Consider the following 14,749-nt stretch of genomic DNA (forward strand, 5'->3'; position numbering starts at 1 on the left):
ATGGACACGACGCGAGAGGAATTCATCGAGTTAGCAGACGGGGACCGCCCGGCCGTCGTCCGCGTCGCCGCGGACCTCGGCGTCGAGGTCGAACCCCTGGCCGCCTACGCCGCACTGACCGGCCGGACGACTGACGCCGACCCCGCGCCTTACGCGTTCCTGCTCGAAAGCGCCGAGAAGATCGCATCCAGCGACCCGGACGGGGCTTTTGCCCCCTCGATGGAGGAGCGCCACGCCCGCTACTCGTTCGTGGGCTACGACCCCGAGGCGGTCGTGACCGTCGACGGCGACGAGACGACCGTCGAGACGTTCGACGACCGGTACGCCGACTACGTGTCGCCGGACCCCGAGGGGGACACCGTCGATAGCCTCCGAGGAGCGCTCCCAGAGGCCGCGCTCCGGGGATTCAACGGCGAGGACCGCCAGCACCTGGAGGGCGGTCTCGTGGGCTTTCTCTCCTACGACGCCGTCTACGACCTCTGGCTCGAGGAGGTCGGGCTCGACAGTCCCGACTCACGATACCCCGACGCCCAGTTCGTCCTGAACACGAAGACGCTGGTGTTCGACGACATCGAGGACACCGTCTCGCTGGTGTTCACGCCCCTCCTGACGCCGGGCGAGGACGCCGGCGAGCGCTACGACGAGCTGCTGGCGGAGGCCGACCGCGTGGCCGACCTGCTGGCTGGCGACGTCGAGGTCGAGACCGGCGGGTTCACGCTCGACCACGAGACGGCGGGCCCACGCGAGGAGTACGAGGACGCCGTCCGCACCGCCAAGGAGCACGTCCTCGACGGCGACATCTACCAGGGCGTGATCTCCCGCAAGCGGGAACTGTACGGCGACGTGGACCCGCTGGGGTTCTACGAGTCCCTACGGGCTGTCAACCCCTCGCCGTACATGTACCTGATCGGGTACGACGGGCTGACCATCGTCGGTGCGAGCCCTGAGACGCTCATCTCGGTCAGGGGCCGAGACGTGATGTCGAACCCCATCGCGGGGACCTGCGACCGCGGGTCGAGTCCGGTCGAGGACCGACGGCTCGCGGGGGAGATGCTCGCAGACGGGAAGGAGCGCGCCGAGCACACGATGCTGGTCGACCTCGCACGCAACGACGTTCGCCGGGTGTCCGAACCGGGAAGCGTCCGCGTCGAGGAGTTCATGAACGTCCTCAAGTACTCACACGTCCAGCACATCGAATCGACGGTGACGGGCACGCTGTCGACCGAGTCGGATTCCTTCGACGCGACCCGGGCGGCGTTCCCGGCGGGGACGCTCTCTGGCGCACCGAAGATCCGGGCGATGGAGATCATCGACGACCTCGAACGCTCGCCACGGGGCGTCTACGGCGGCGGCGTCGGCTACTACTCCTGGACCGGCGACGCCGACTTCGCCATCGTCATCCGGACGGCGACTGTCGAATCGGGGATCGGCCCCTACACCGCGGACATGGACGACGATTCAGACCGCATCACGGTCCAGGCCGGCGCGGGCATCGTCGCCGACAGCGACCCGGCGAGCGAGTACTACGAGACAGAAAAGAAGATGAACGGCGTGCTCACGGCCCTGAATCGCATCGCGGACGCCGACGTGAGTGCCGACAGCGAGCCCGTCACTGACGGAGCCGAACCCACCGAGGGGGTGGAGCAATGACGGCACAGACCACCGGAACCGAGACCGACAGCGACACCAGGCAGGTGCTGTTCGTCGACAACTTCGACTCGTTCACGTACAACCTCGTGGAGTACACCGACGTGGCGCTCAGCGCGACGGCGGACCACGCGGCGGGAGACGGGGCTGTCGGCGGCAGCGACCACGCGGAGACGACGGTCCGTCGGAACACCGCGTCGCTCGAAGACGTTCGCGAGATCGATCCCGACGGGATCGTCATCAGTCCCGGCCCGGGCCATCCCAGGAACGACCGCGACGTTGGCGTGACGATGGACGTCCTCGACGAGGTGAGTCCCGAGGTCCCGACGCTCGGCGTCTGTCTCGGACTGGAGGCGGCCGTCTACGCCTACGGCGGGGACGTCGGGCGGGCACCGAAACCGGTCCACGGTAAGGCCGTCCCGATCCAGCACGACGGCGAGGGCGTCTTCGCCGGACTGGATCAGGGGTTCCAGGGCGGTCGGTATCACTCACTGGTCGCCACGTCGGTCCCGGACTGTTTCGAGGTCACCGCCACCTGCGAGAGCGACGAGGGAGACCTCGTGATGGGAATCCGCCACCGCGAGCACCCCATCGAGTGCGTGCAGTTCCACCCCGAATCCGTGCTGACGGCCGTGGGCCACGACATCATCGAGAACTTCCTCGAATCGGTCTGAGACGAAGCTCGCCTCACCCGGCGATCAGCAGGTTACTGACGACCGGCAGACCGAGGCCGAGCACCTGCTCCAGGACGAGTGCCGCACCGAGGACGATCAGTCCGACGACGGCGACTTTGATCGCGAGGCTGATGACGAATCTGAGGAGGATGACCGCTCCGACGAGCACGAGGAGCGCCCCCACGGCCCCCGGCACCGAGGCCAACTGACCGAGTTGTAACGGTATCATACCTGAACGTCATAGCCACGGAACATAAACGATGGTGGCCGCGACCCCGCTATCGAGCGGCGGTTCTGTCGACGAATGAATACGTATATACGGGCGTCCGAGATCGACATCGCCGGGCCGCTCGTGGCTCGAAACCTACACATCGCGAGAGGTCACGCAGCGGCCGCCCAGCCCCGGTCGAGAGCTGTCTCGAAAGGTGCAAATGTTGCCACCGAACCCCCGACGATTTCCACTGGAAGGAGACACTTCGTCCGTCGGTTCACCGGGGTGATGTTCCACTTTCACTCTGGTCTGGTAGGCATTAAGACGGACCGCCACATTGGCTAGCAGCGTAGACAACACGCCCGTAGTCAGTCACATGCGGGTACGGACTTACACAATAGTGACAACTGTATCGGGACGGTAGATCGACCCAACGAAAAGGGTTATCCGTAACCCATGAGTACAAGAATTCCGCCAGAGATGACAGGTCTGAGGCCTACACAGCAGCGAGGTATTGCGCAGCAGCCATATGCGGAGGGACAACGATGAGTCGGAACGAACTGACGGTCGGCGACGTGACGCTACCGGTCAAACGGACGGAGGGGGACACGCTCGAAGAACGGTTGACGGGGAACGCGTATCACAACATTCTGCCGGCTCGCTATCTGCGGAAGGACGCGAACGGCGACCCGATGGAGGAACAGGAGGACCTCTTCGACCGCGTCGCCAAGAACATCGCGCTCGCCGAGGCGGTCTTCGAGTCCGAAAAGCGCGGCGAGGAGATCGCGGTCACGCCCGACCAGCTCAAGCCCGACCACCCGCGCCGGGACGAACTCGCCGCCGAAGTGTTCGGAAAGGGGGTTTCGACCGAGGACGACACCGAGACGACGCTCTCTATCTACAACGTCAACAAGTTCTCCTACGAGACGCTGGTGCCCGAACTACCCGAGGACATTCAGGACCACGTCGAGGAGACGGCCGACGAGTTCCAGAACCTGATGGAGCGACTCGCGTTCATGCCCAATTCGCCGACGCTCATGAACGCGGGCGACGAACTCCAGCAGCTCTCGGCCTGTTTCGTCGACTCGCCGGCCGACGACATCGACGACATCCACCAGACCGCAAAGGAGGCCGCACAGGTCTTCCAGAGCGGTGGTGGGATGGGGTACGCGTTCTGGAAGCTTCGACCGTACGGCGACGCCGTCGGGTCGACCGGCGGGATCGCATCCGGCCCCATCACGTTCATGCGCACGTACGACCAGATGTGTGAGACGATCGCCCAGGGCGGTGCCCGTCGGGGTGCCCAGATGGGCGTCATGCGCGTCTCCCACCCGGACGTCATCCAGTTCATCCACGCCAAGAACAAGGACGTCTCGCTGGCCCACTCGCTGCGACTGAACGACCCGGACGACTACACGCACAACTCGTTTGCGGACGCCCTGGAGGAGGCCCGCGACCTCATCGACGACGACGGAAAAGTACCGAAGCATCTCCGCAACGCCGTCGAGGGGCACCTCTCGAATTTCAATATCTCGGTCGGCGTCACCGACCGGTTCATGGAAGCGGTCCAGAACGACGAGGAGTTCACGTTCACCAACCCGCGCACCGAGGAACCCCACGTCGCCACCGAGGAGACCAAGGAACTGTACGAGATGTTCGACCTCGGCGAGTACGTCGAGGTCGGCGAAGTGCTGTCGGTCCCCGCAACCGAGATCTGGGAGCGCATCATCGGCGGGGCACACGAGAACGGTGAACCCGGTCTCATCTTCCTCGAACGCGTGAACAAGGAACACTCCTTCGACGTGGAGGAGCACCCGGACCACCAGATCCTCGCGACCAACCCCTGTGGCGAGCAGCCCCTCGAGGAGTACGAGGCCTGTAACCTCGGCCACATCAACCTCTCGACGCTGGCGGCACAGGACGGGCCGGACTGGCGCGTCTGGTACGACGCACACGGCGACGAGTACGACTCCATCGAGGCGGCCGTCGACGCGTTCTTAGAGGAGTCCATCGACTTCGAGGAGTTCGACCACCGCATCGAGATGGGGACGCGCTTCCTCGAGAACGTCGTCACGATGTCCGACTTCCCGGTCCCCAAGATCGAGGAGAAGGTCCGTGAGATGCGCAAGATCGGCCTGGGCATCATGGGCCTGGCACAGCTGTACGTCCAGCTGGGCATGGAGTACGGCAGCGAGGCCTCCAACGAGGTCGCGCGCCAGATCATGACCCACATCAACCACGGCTCGAAGTGGGCGTCCCACGAACTCGCCGAGGAGCGCGGTGCCTTCGACGAGTGGGACAACTCCAAGTACGCCGACCCGACGGAGTATCGCGAGTGGTTCGAGCGCCAGACCGGCCTGGACGCCGACGAGTGGGCGGATGGTTTCGCGATGCGGAACCACAACACGACGACCATCGCACCCACGGGAACGACCTCGATGGTCGGCAACACCACCGGCGGCTGTGAGCCGATGTACAACGTCGCCTACTACAAGAACGTCTCCGACGACGTGCAGGGCGACGAGATGTTGGTCGAGTTCGACGACTACTTCCTGCGGACCCTGGAGGCCAACGACATAGACGTCGAGGCCGTCAAGGAAGAGGCCACCGAGCAGATGGCCAACAACGAGTTCGACGGGCTCGAGGGCCTGGAGACGGTGCCCGACGCCATCGGCGAGCTGTTCGTCACGACCGGCGATCTCACGGCCAAACAGCACGCTGCGATCCAGTGTGCCTGCCAGGAGGGCGTCGACTCGGCCATCTCGAAGACGGTCAACGCGCCCAACGACTCGACGATGGAGGACGCCTCGGAAGTCTTCGAGTACATCTACGAGAACGGCGGCAAAGGCGTCACCTACTACCGCGACGGCACCCGCTCGAAGCAGGTGCTGACGACGCGTGCGGACAACGCCGAGTTCTCGGAGATGGACGAAGAAGAGGCCGCCGAGGTCCTCACCGCGAAGATCGAGGACATCTTCGGCAGCTTCGAGGCGTTCGTCGACCACGAGGGCGTCCGAGCAGAACTCGACACGGACGTCGGGGACCTGTTCGACGTCGACGAAGCCAAGTACACCGAAAAGCGCGAGCGACCGGCCGCGCTGCGCGGCGTCTCCCAGCGCATCGACACCGGCTACGGCAAGGTGTACGTGACCATCAACGAGGACCCACAGACCGGCGAGCCGTTCGAGCTGTTCGCCAACATCGGTCACTCCGGTGGCTTCACGAACTCCTTCACCGAGGCGCTGGCGAAGGTCATCTCGACGGCGCTGCGGTCGGGCGTCGACCCGGCCGAAGTCGTCGACGAACTGCAGGGCACGCGCTCGCCGAAGGTCGCCTGGGACAAGGGCGAGCAGATCCAGTCCATCCCGGACGCCATCGGCACCGCGATGCGTCGCTACCTCGACGACGAGGTCGACAAGCCCTACCCCAAACAGCAGACGCTCGAAGAGACCGCCACCGAGGTCGCCGACGACCCGAACGCCGACGCCGCAACTGACACGGGCGCTGGCGCACCCGAGCCGGACGGCGGTCCCGGCGGTGCGACGGCCGAGCGACCCGGCCAGGGGTCGATGGCCGAAGACGACGCCACGCAGGACCTCATCGAAAGCGGCGAGAGCCCGGAGTGTCCCGAGTGTGGCGCGATGACGCTCTACTACTCCGAAGGCTGCAAACACTGCGAGTCCTGCGGCTGGTCCGAGTGCTGAACTGAGCTTCCGGAGCGTGTGACACTACGGAGTTCGGCCACGTTAGCCCGTTCGGTCGCGCCGTCGCGGCGTGACCGTCGACGACGTATTCTGCGTTCGATTCCGTGCTCGCTGTTCTCAGTTGCCCCCGAGTCCGAGTGGCTACGCCTCCCGTAGCAGACAGACCTGTTCAGTCCCCGTCCCCTCGACCGTCACGGTATACCCGTGGTAGGTGAACGTCAGTGTCCGAGTCGTCATTCGGGTACTCCCGGGGACCGGCTCGAAGACGGCGTCGATAGCGTCCGTATCGAGGATCCGTCCGAGCGGCGGGAGGTCGAGCGGGTCGGTCCCGTCGACAGTCGAGACGAGGCGAACGACCGCCTCGCATACCAGTTCCTCGTCCCGTACCTCCGTCCGGCACCGATCGTCACCGTCTGTCCCCACGTATCGTCCTGTCATTGCTATCGGTAGCACAACTCCACGCCCGCGGAACCTGACTGGTCTGGTTGGATGTGAAAGACGGTTAAATGGAGGGGGCTGTTCCGGACCGACGATCACTGCCAGGTGACGTCGGTCAGGACGGCCAACGCGAGGAACGGCAGTCCGCGGAGGACCGCGACGAACTGCTGGGCGAAGGTATCGCGGTCGACAGCATCCCCATCGAGAAAAAAGTTGATCCCGGCGGCGTTCTCGACGAGCCTGACGGCGGCAAACGCGAGCAGGCCCAGAACGAGCGGCGCCTTGAAGCGCCGGTAGTTGCGAACCCAGACGAACCCAGCGCGGCCAGTACGCAGACGTTCAGTGCCGCGATCCCGCTCGCTACCGTGATCCAGGTGCTCATTGCCATACAGTGTCACTCCACGTGCTCGATGATCTCCTCGAACGCCTCGCAGTGGTGTTCGAACTAGTCGGCGAGGAAGTACATCGTACCACAGGGCCTTCTCCATCGACTGTAGCGAGGTTTTCTCACGGTTCTGGTCTCATGCGTGCTGGTCGTGACAGCGGCGCGCACGCGGGTCAGTCGACCGTCCGGGAGACCCAGCCGGTCGGGCCGCTCGGGAACCCACCGGTCTCCTCGCTGGGCTGGAGCGTTCCGGTCCGGTCGGTCGCCCGCACCACGACCTCGTGTTCGTCGCCCGGCGGGTCGTACGTGTACCGCCACTGCCGCCACGCGTCGGGCCAGTCGTTCCCGTCGGTCCCGCCGGGCAGCGGCTCGGAGAGTTCGGCCTCGTTCCAGGTGGAGCCGGCGTCGGTCGACACCTCGACCGTCTCGATGCCGCGGGTGCCGGCGTAGGCGTGCCCGCCGAGTTCCTTGCGGCCGTCGTCCGTGTCGTTGACGGCGCGGAGTTTCGCGACTGTGTTGACCGGCCCAGTCCCGTGCCAGCCCTGTTTCTCCCAGTAGCCCTCGGCCTCCCTGTCGAGGATCTCGATCTCTGAGATCCACTTGACGTTGATCTCGCCCCAGTGCCCGGGGACGAGTGCGCGGACCGGGAACCCATGCGCGCGCGGGAGTTCCATGCCGTTCATCCCGTAGGCGAGCAGTCCGTCTTCCATCGCGTCGATGGGGAACTCCTCGTAGTAGTCGTCCTCGGCGCGGAGCATGACACAGCCACAGCCGCTGTCCGGGTTGGCCCGCTCGACGAGGTCCATGATAGGGACCCCTGTCCAGAGGGCGGTGTCGATCTTCTGGCCGTTCAGCGACTCGCCGACACAGCGCAGCGTCTCGAAGCGGTCCTCGGTCTCCATGGACTCGATGTCGTCCATGGTGACGGTCACTTCCTCCTCGACTTCGCCCGTCACGGTGAGCGACCAGTCCTCCCGGTCGACCGACGGGTCGATAGCGCTGTAATCGACCGTGTAGAAGTCCTCGCTGACGAGCGGCTCCACGCCTGCAATACCCAGCGACAGCTCGGCTGCGTCGTCGAGTAGCCCCTGCAGTTCCTCGGAGCGACCCAGTCCCGTGGGCATCCCACCGCCGGTCCGTCCCTGGCCGACCGCGTAGCCAACCGCGCTGAATCCGAGCACAGAGAGGGCGGTGGCGACGACCGTCCGCCTGTCCTCGTCGACGTCGGTGGCGACGGGCACCGATGGGACGGCCTCGGCCAGCAGAACGACCGCACCGGCGGGAAGTCCCGCACCGAAAGAGAGCAGGAGACTGTCGGTGAGCGTCACGGCGACGCCCCAGGTCGCGACTGCGGTCGACACCACCGGGAGCGCTCTGTTGTTGAGTCGCTCGCCGACGGACATCGACAGCGCGGCGAGCGTGCCGATACCGCCGATCACCAGCAGGAAGGCGGTCAGCAGGCTCAGCTGTTGGCCGAGACTGCCCAGTATCGTGATCGCGTAGCGGATGACAATATCGGGCATCACCGCCCGGAGCAGGTCCGCAACCGGGGAGACGACGAACGCCGGCGTGTATCCGGCCACTGCGTAGGACCCGACGACGCCGGCCACGCCAGCGAACAACCCGACGAGCGCCGTCGGGAGCGCGTGGCGCACCTGTGTGCGAAGCCGTGACGTACTCATTAGTGTTCCTTGGTCTCCAGTGGTTTACGCGCTGCGGCGGGCGACGACCAGCGCCGTCCCGAACAGCGCGAGGCCAGTGGTAAAGCCGGGACCGTCAGCACTCGTATCCGTCGCGCTCTCGGTGTCGCTCATCGAGTCGGTGATAACCACGCTGTCGTCGCCGGCCGCGATGGCGGGCGAGGCGAGAACGGGCAATGTCATCAGTGCAACCAGTGTGAATGTGCCGTAGCGTCGAACGCGGTTCAGTACACTTGCAGCCAGGAAAGAGCCTCTTAAACGGATTTTCCGATCTCCGACCGGACTCCCCTCGGAGTCGGACCGACCTGGGTCTAGAATTCGTCCGGAATCGTCAAGTCCAGCCAGTGCCAGTCTTCGGACATGGACGACGGCCGCGCGGACACTGACGAAAGCAGCGACGACGAGCGGCCAGTCGGCGGTCGGCCCTGTCCGCAGTGTGAGCGCCCGATGTACAGCCGCCACTGCAAGTACGTCTGTCCGGAACACGGGGTCGTCTTCGACTGCGCCGATACGTTCTACTGAGCCGTTTGGGGCGGCACGTTTCAACCGTAGGTACGTTCTCCAGAGTTTATTGTTCTGTAACCCAATCAGAGACTATGAGTCGAATGGACGGGGGGTCGGTACGCGTGTTGCACGTCGACGACGAGCCGGACCTCGTCGAGCTGTCGGCTACGTATCTCGAGCGGGAGCGGGCGGACCTGACGGTCGTTACCGAAACCAGTGCTGCGGACGCGCTCGGGCGCCTGGACGGGGCCGCGATCGATTGCGTCGTCAGTGACTACGATATGCCGGGGATGGACGGGCTCGAATTTCTCGAAGCCGTCCGCGAATCACACCCGGAGTTGCCGTTCATCCTCTTTACTGGAAAGGGCAGCGAGGAGATCGCCAGTGAAGCCATCACGGCCGGCGTCACCGACTACATCCAGAAGGAGGTCGGTGCCGACCAGTATACCGTCCTCGCGAACCGCATCGAGCGGGCGGTCAGAGCCACGCGCGCCGAAGACGCCTTAGAGGAGAGCGAGCGGATGCTCTCGACGCTCATCGGCAACCTGCCGGGAATGGTCTACCGGTGTCGCAACGAGCCGGGGTGGCCGATGGAGTTCGTCAGCGACGGCTGTCGCCCCCTGACCGGATACGACGCCGAACGGATCGAGTCCGGTTCGATCGACTGGGGTTCGGAGGTCATCCATCCCGACGACCGGGGAACGATGTGGGAGACGGTCCAGGCGGCGCTCGACGAGCGGGAGCGATTCGAGGTAACCTACCGCATCCGGACCGCGGAGGGGGAGACGCGCTGGATGTGGGAACAGGGACAGGGCATCTACGAAGACGGCGCTGTCACCACCATCGAGGGGTTCATCACCGACATCACCGACCGCAAGGAGGCACAGCAACGCCGCCAGCAGTACGAGACCATCGTCGAGTCGATGGACGACGGAGCGTACATTCTCGACGAGAACTGCCAGTTCGAGTTCGTCAATACGCCGTTTCTCGGCGTGAGCGGACGCCAGGAGTCGGACGTCATCGGCGAAAAGGCCGGGCTGTTCGTCAGCGACTCGTCCCGTGCCAACTACCAGACTGCACTCGACCGACTCGAACGCGGCGACGCCAGCCAGATTCGAACGGAAGTCGATGTGACCCCACCGGACCGCGACGAACTAACGGTACACCTCCGGTTGACCAGGTTAGCGGAGGACGGTCAGTTCCGGGGCATCGTCGGCATCGCCAGGGACATCAGCGAGCGCAAGGCCCGGGAACGCGAACTCGAACGCTACGAGACGATCATCCAGGCCGTCGGCGACCCCGTCTACACGCTCGACGCCGAGGGCAACTTCACGTTCATGAACGACGCCATCGAGCCGCTGACCGGATACGAACCCGATACCCTCGAAGGCAAACACGTCTCGACGATCGTGCCCGACGCCGACGCCGAGACGGCACGCGACCTGATCGAGACGCTCCTCGAGAGCGACGACCGACGGAACGCGACCTTCGAGATGGGACTGAAGACGCGAGACGGCGACCGGATACCCTCGGAGAACCACATGGCGTTGCTCCCGTTCGGGTCGGACGGAAAATTCCGCGGAACAGCGGGGGTCGTCCGTGACATCACGGAGCGAAAGCAGCGCGAGGAACGTCTGGCGCAGTTCGCCAGCGTCGTCTCCCACGACCTGCGCAACCCACTGAACGTCATCCAGGGTCGCCTGGAGTTCGCCCGGAAGACGGGGGACTCGGAGCATCTGGACACGATGGCGGACGCCGCCGACAGGATGGAGCGCCTCATCGACGACCTGCTCACGCTCGCCCAGCAGGGCCAGACCGTCGGCGACACCGAACCGGTGGACGTCGAGCGCGTCGCCGTCGACGCCTGGGAACAGGTCGAAACCGACGCGTCGACACTCGACGTCGACGGCCCGATCGGGACCGTCTCGGCCGACCGGGGTTGGTTGCGGGAACTGTTCGAGAACCTCTTCCGGAACGCTGTGGAGCACGGCTCCACAAGCCCCGACTCGCAAGCTCGTCAGGACGCTGTCGAGCACGGCTCGACTGGCGAGGCCGACGGACCGACGGTCCGAGTCGGTCCCATCGACGGGGAGGGGGAGGGGGAACAGGCTCCGAGCGGGATCTACGTGGCCGACGACGGGCGGGGAATCCCGCCAGAAGAGAGGCAACGAGTGTTCGAGCACGGCTACTCCGAGAGCGACGAGGGCACGGGGTTCGGACTGACTATCGTCGAGAACATCGTCGAGGCCCACGGGTGGGAGATCACGCTCACCGACAGCGATTCGGGCGGTATCCCCGCGAGTGATGCGAGTGGGGAGTCGGGAGACGAGCGAGGCGAGTCTGCCGGTACCAGGTTCGAGATCACGGGCCTCGATTAGGCCGGGTCGCCCCGCTCGCGCAGGTGGCGGTACGCCGGGCCGGCCAGCAGCAAAACGGCCAGCGAGCCAGCTCCGACGACCAGCGGGAGACCGCTGCTGAGTCCCTGAACGGAGAGCGTCCGCATCGAACTCCCGGCCAGCACCGCTGCGACGACCCAGGGAAACTCACCCAGAAACGTCCCGACGAGCATCGTACCGACCGACACCCGCGAGAGCCCCGCCGCGTAGGCGACGCCGTCGGCCGGGAGCGGAGCCAACCGCGCCGCCACGATACCGCGCAGTTCGCCGGTCGCATCGACCAGTCGGTCGCCGTGCTTGCCGAGATAGCCGAACACGCCGTCGTCAGTCCGGACGTAGCGCGCCAGCGCGAACGGCGGCAGGCTCGTGAGGACTGCCCCGGCCAGTCCGACGGGAACACCCACCGACAGCCCGTAGACGTAGCCGACGAGGACCGAGATTGCGCTGATGGGCCAGAGCACGAACGGTCGGAGCAGGTAGAGAGCGACCAGCGCGGCGGCGAACAGCTCCGGTCGGGCCGACAACGCTTCGGCGTGTGCGAGCACGGCCGCCGGCGACAACAGGACGGCAGCGGCGAGTATGGCACCGCCGGCGAACACGCTGCCGAACAACTGCCGACGCGTCGCCCGTTGCATCTATTATGTGGCCATCGTCTCCGGTAAAACCTCTTGTGGTCGGTCCGACCCCGCCACGCAACGCTTACTTCACCGGCCACCGCAGGTGAGGGTGTGCCCGACAGCGACCGCGTCGCGCTCGGACTCGACCTGCTGGCCAGTCTGGAGGACGACGAGTTGTCTGTCGCCGACGCGCTCGACCGCATCGAGACCGTCACGACCGACCCGAACGTCCAGCGCGAGATCCTGGATACCGCCGTGGTTCGGGGCGTCATCGACCGCGAGGACGGCGTCGTTCGCCCGACGAGCCACGACTACGTCAGTTTCGAGTCCGACGTGGTATCGAAGGAGGGCGAGTTTACCTGCAAGCGGTGCGGCGCTGGCATCACCACCGGCTACTTCATCGACTTCGACGCCGGCGAACACGGTCCCTTCGGCTCCTCGTGCATTCGGAAAGTCACCGGCCGAGAATAATGTCCGAGTTCGCTCGGGTTAGCCGCGCCCCTCGCGGAGTTCCGCGATGAGCTGATCGATGGTCTCCTGCTGTTCAGCCAGGAGTTGGTTCTGGCGCTGGACGACCGCCGTCAACTCGTCGAGTTGGTCCTCGATCGCGGCCACGTCGGCCCGCCCCGCCTGCTGGGTGGACTGTCCGGCCCGCTGTGACTGCGAGCCGGAGGACTGCCCTCGTGTCTCGCCGTCGGCCGTACCGGACCGCGACGCCGTCGTGTCGGTCCGTTCGGACGCTGCCGACTCGGTCCCGGCCGACGCCTCGCGAGTTCGCTGCTGGGACTGGCTCGCCGTACTGGCCGTCGCAGCGTCGTCATCGGTTCCCTCGCTGTCGTCGTCCTCGCTGTCGGTAACCAGCGGGTCGATCCCGTCGCCGATCTCGATGTCGCTCCGGCCGCGGTCGCTGGCGTCCCCTGCCGCGGACTCGTCGGCCTGCTTGATCTCGCGGTTGAGGGCGTCGAGCGAGGTGACGTCGTAATACTGGAACACAGCGTTTTCGACGAGCTGCTGGACCTTCCTGGCGTCCTCGTTCGGCGTCTTGATACGTTTGGGACGGCCGTCGATCTCGATGACGATCTCGGTGGCGACGCTCCCCTCGTCGAAGGAGAGGGCGGTCAGGTCGCTGAACGCGTAGACCTCGAAGTCCTCGGTCCAGACGACGGACCCGATGTGTTTGACGACGCTGGTTTCGGTGACGAACAGCGCCAGTTCGCTGAACCGGAACGCGCCCGACAGCGTCTCTTCCGGGGCGATCACGCCGGCGTCCCGCAGGACGCCGGTCATCAGCAGTTCGAAGACCGGGTCGTCGCGGTTGCTCGGGACGGTGAACGTCTCGGTCCCATCGACGTACTCCAGAACGAACTTCGTTTTGCGCCGTCCTTCCTTGACGTCGAGTCGTTCGACGTCGTGCGTGTACGCTTCGACCTTCTCGTCGGAAAGCAGTCCCTCGGCCCGGTAGAGGAGCGTGCGGGTCCCGGTGAGATAGACGGTGTCTTCGTCACCCAGGTTGACGCTGGCCTCGATCTCCTCGCCCCCGAGCGCGTTTCGGACGAGGTCTGGAACCTCCATGCCCGTTGTGTGCCGGGCGGGTGGCTTAAATCCGCGGGTAGAACCCCCCGCACCTGACAGTCACGGAACCGGTTTCGCGATCAAGCGGCGAACGCGTGCCCGAATCCACGGATGGAGATGGGAAGGTTAAAGAAGTGCACTCGACTACCATCGACTGCGCCCGGGTGGCTTAGCTGGACATAGCGCCGCACTCATAGGGTTATCGAGACTCACGCGGTGCCACTCCCGGTCCCGCGAGGCCTGTCGAGCCTCGAACCTGGGACATGCGGAGATCGAGGGTTCGGAGCCCTCCCCGGGCATTCTCAGCACTCGTCACGAACGAACGTGAGTGACATCGCTGAGAATTGCGCGGGACACTCCGAACCCGTAGGTTCTCGCCGAACGAAGTGAGGCGAGAGTAAGAGAATCTCTGATTCTGGCTGGTTCTGAGCCCTTTACAGGCAGTCACTCGTCCAGTCGGGGGACGCCAGCGAGACGTAGGAACGGAGAAATCAAGCCTTCGACGGGGGAGCGAACACCGTTATTCGTCGCCGGTCGCGTCGCCATCGGTGATCGAGACGGACCCGTCGCTGGTGACGGTGACCCGATAGCCGTGGTACCCAAACGTGATCTTGCCGTCGCCCGGGAGCGACTGGGCGTCCGGAGTGAAAAGCGAGTCGAGCGCGTCGGGATCGATCACCTCGAACAGCGGGACGGTAATATCCACGGGATCGATCCCTTCGGCTGCTGCCACCTGCTCGACTACGGCCCGGCTCACGGACCGCGTCGCCATCGCATTTCCCATAGTCGTCGACTCCGCGCGTCCTACAGATAAGCTTGTCTTCCGTTCTGATCACCCACTAACACGACACGGCCGAGATCGACTCGGAGTGGTCGGAGACGAGGCGGCGCGGCCCGCTCG

The 14,749-nt window shown here is 65.4% G+C and carries 14 protein-coding genes and 1 tRNA gene; 7 read left to right on the plus strand and 8 right to left on the minus strand.

Features of this window, described 5'->3' with window-relative positions; genetic code table 11:
• Positions 1–1,650 carry an anthranilate synthase component I gene (gene trpE / locus E2481_RS05630; protein ID WP_370628385.1) on the plus strand — a complete coding sequence of 550 codons (1,650 nt, stop codon included), beginning with the start codon at positions 1–3 and terminating at the stop codon, positions 1,648–1,650.
• Positions 1,647–2,321, plus strand: coding sequence for an anthranilate synthase component II (gene trpG, locus E2481_RS05635; protein WP_136716155.1), 675 nt, complete (start codon positions 1,647–1,649; stop codon positions 2,319–2,321). The genes trpE and trpG overlap by 4 nt, the downstream gene beginning before the upstream one ends.
• A 13-nt stretch (positions 2,322–2,334) precedes the next feature.
• Here trpG and E2481_RS05640 read toward each other — a convergent pair whose 3' ends face one another.
• Positions 2,335–2,550, minus strand: a complete 216-nt coding sequence (locus E2481_RS05640) for a hypothetical protein (RefSeq protein WP_136716156.1) — start codon at positions 2,548–2,550, stop codon at positions 2,335–2,337.
• A gap of 527 nt (positions 2,551–3,077) precedes the next feature.
• Between E2481_RS05640 and E2481_RS05645 the strand changes: the two genes are divergently transcribed.
• Complete coding sequence (locus E2481_RS05645) at positions 3,078–6,236, plus strand: adenosylcobalamin-dependent ribonucleoside-diphosphate reductase (protein ID WP_136716157.1); 3,159 nt, start codon at positions 3,078–3,080, stop codon at positions 6,234–6,236.
• 141 nt (positions 6,237–6,377) lie between these two features.
• Here the strand turns inward: E2481_RS05645 and E2481_RS05650 are convergent, their stop codons facing one another.
• The 4 genes from E2481_RS05650 to E2481_RS18590 form a co-directional block, all read right to left on the minus strand.
• Complete coding sequence (locus tag E2481_RS05650; protein WP_169302377.1) at positions 6,378–6,674, minus strand: HalOD1 output domain-containing protein; 297 nt, start codon at positions 6,672–6,674, stop codon at positions 6,378–6,380.
• Positions 6,675–6,769: 95 nt separating this feature from the next.
• Positions 6,770–7,072: a hypothetical protein gene (locus E2481_RS05655; RefSeq protein WP_250137737.1), complete on the minus strand. Its 303-nt coding sequence runs from the start codon at positions 7,070–7,072 to the stop codon at positions 6,770–6,772.
• A gap of 160 nt (positions 7,073–7,232) precedes the next feature.
• Positions 7,233–8,741 carry a molybdopterin-dependent oxidoreductase gene (locus tag E2481_RS05660; RefSeq protein WP_136716158.1) on the minus strand — a complete coding sequence of 503 codons (1,509 nt, stop codon included), beginning with the start codon at positions 8,739–8,741 and terminating at the stop codon, positions 7,233–7,235.
• 24 nt (positions 8,742–8,765) lie between these two features.
• Positions 8,766–8,942, minus strand: a complete 177-nt coding sequence (locus E2481_RS18590; RefSeq protein ID WP_169302378.1) for a hypothetical protein — start codon at positions 8,940–8,942, stop codon at positions 8,766–8,768.
• A gap of 177 nt (positions 8,943–9,119) precedes the next feature.
• On the opposite strand from E2481_RS18590, the gene E2481_RS18595 reads away from it, so the two are divergent.
• Both E2481_RS18595 and E2481_RS05665 read left to right on the plus strand, forming a co-directional pair.
• Positions 9,120–9,281, plus strand: coding sequence for an HVO_2523 family zinc finger protein (locus E2481_RS18595; protein WP_169302379.1), 162 nt, complete (start codon positions 9,120–9,122; stop codon positions 9,279–9,281).
• Between the two features lie 74 nt (positions 9,282–9,355).
• Positions 9,356–11,641, plus strand: a complete 2,286-nt coding sequence (locus E2481_RS05665) for a PAS domain S-box protein (protein WP_136716159.1) — start codon at positions 9,356–9,358, stop codon at positions 11,639–11,641.
• On the opposite strand, the gene E2481_RS05670 is transcribed toward E2481_RS05665, so the two are convergent.
• Positions 11,638–12,294, minus strand: a complete 657-nt coding sequence (locus E2481_RS05670) for a TVP38/TMEM64 family protein (protein ID WP_136716160.1) — start codon at positions 12,292–12,294, stop codon at positions 11,638–11,640. The genes E2481_RS05665 and E2481_RS05670 overlap by 4 nt on opposite strands.
• Positions 12,295–12,387: 93 nt before the next feature.
• On the opposite strand from E2481_RS05670, the gene E2481_RS05675 reads away from it, so the two are divergent.
• On the plus strand, positions 12,388–12,747 hold the full coding sequence (locus E2481_RS05675; protein WP_136716161.1) for a DUF5830 family protein: 360 nt from the start codon (positions 12,388–12,390) through the stop codon (positions 12,745–12,747).
• Positions 12,748–12,765: 18 nt separating this feature from the next.
• On the opposite strand, the gene E2481_RS05680 is transcribed toward E2481_RS05675, so the two are convergent.
• Positions 12,766–13,848 carry a DUF7115 domain-containing protein gene (locus E2481_RS05680; protein WP_136716162.1) on the minus strand — a complete coding sequence of 361 codons (1,083 nt, stop codon included), beginning with the start codon at positions 13,846–13,848 and terminating at the stop codon, positions 12,766–12,768.
• 158 nt (positions 13,849–14,006) lie between these two features.
• On the opposite strand from E2481_RS05680, the gene E2481_RS05685 reads away from it, so the two are divergent.
• Positions 14,007–14,147, plus strand: a tRNA-Met gene (locus tag E2481_RS05685).
• 221 nt (positions 14,148–14,368) lie between these two features.
• Here the strand turns inward: E2481_RS05685 and E2481_RS05690 are convergent.
• Positions 14,369–14,605, minus strand: a complete 237-nt coding sequence (locus E2481_RS05690; RefSeq protein WP_250137738.1) for a HalOD1 output domain-containing protein — start codon at positions 14,603–14,605, stop codon at positions 14,369–14,371.
• Positions 14,606–14,749: the final 144 nt, after the last annotated feature.

The organism is Halorientalis salina (assembly GCF_005049285.1).
Lineage (GTDB): Archaea > Halobacteriota > Halobacteria > Halobacteriales > Haloarculaceae > Halorientalis > Halorientalis salina.

What these genes read in the sequence shown, in the direction of transcription:
- trpE (WP_370628385.1), top strand. Translation starts at nt 1, where the DNA reads ATGGACACGACGCGAGAGGAATTCATCGAGTTAGCAGACGGGGACCGC.
- trpG (WP_136716155.1), top strand. Translation starts at nt 1,647, where the DNA reads ATGACGGCACAGACCACCGGAACCGAGACCGACAGCGACACCAGGCAG.
- E2481_RS05640 (WP_136716156.1), bottom strand. Translation starts at nt 2,550, where the DNA reads ATGATACCGTTACAACTCGGTCAGTTGGCCTCGGTGCCGGGGGCCGTG.
- E2481_RS05645 (WP_136716157.1), top strand. Translation starts at nt 3,078, where the DNA reads ATGAGTCGGAACGAACTGACGGTCGGCGACGTGACGCTACCGGTCAAA.
- E2481_RS05650 (WP_169302377.1), bottom strand. Translation starts at nt 6,674, where the DNA reads ATGACAGGACGATACGTGGGGACAGACGGTGACGATCGGTGCCGGACG.
- E2481_RS05660 (WP_136716158.1), bottom strand. Translation starts at nt 8,741, where the DNA reads ATGAGTACGTCACGGCTTCGCACACAGGTGCGCCACGCGCTCCCGACG.
- E2481_RS18590 (WP_169302378.1), bottom strand. Translation starts at nt 8,942, where the DNA reads ATGACATTGCCCGTTCTCGCCTCGCCCGCCATCGCGGCCGGCGACGAC.
- E2481_RS18595 (WP_169302379.1), top strand. Translation starts at nt 9,120, where the DNA reads ATGGACGACGGCCGCGCGGACACTGACGAAAGCAGCGACGACGAGCGG.
- E2481_RS05665 (WP_136716159.1), top strand. Translation starts at nt 9,356, where the DNA reads ATGAGTCGAATGGACGGGGGGTCGGTACGCGTGTTGCACGTCGACGAC.
- E2481_RS05670 (WP_136716160.1), bottom strand. Translation starts at nt 12,294, where the DNA reads ATGCAACGGGCGACGCGTCGGCAGTTGTTCGGCAGCGTGTTCGCCGGC.
- E2481_RS05680 (WP_136716162.1), bottom strand. Translation starts at nt 13,848, where the DNA reads ATGGAGGTTCCAGACCTCGTCCGAAACGCGCTCGGGGGCGAGGAGATC.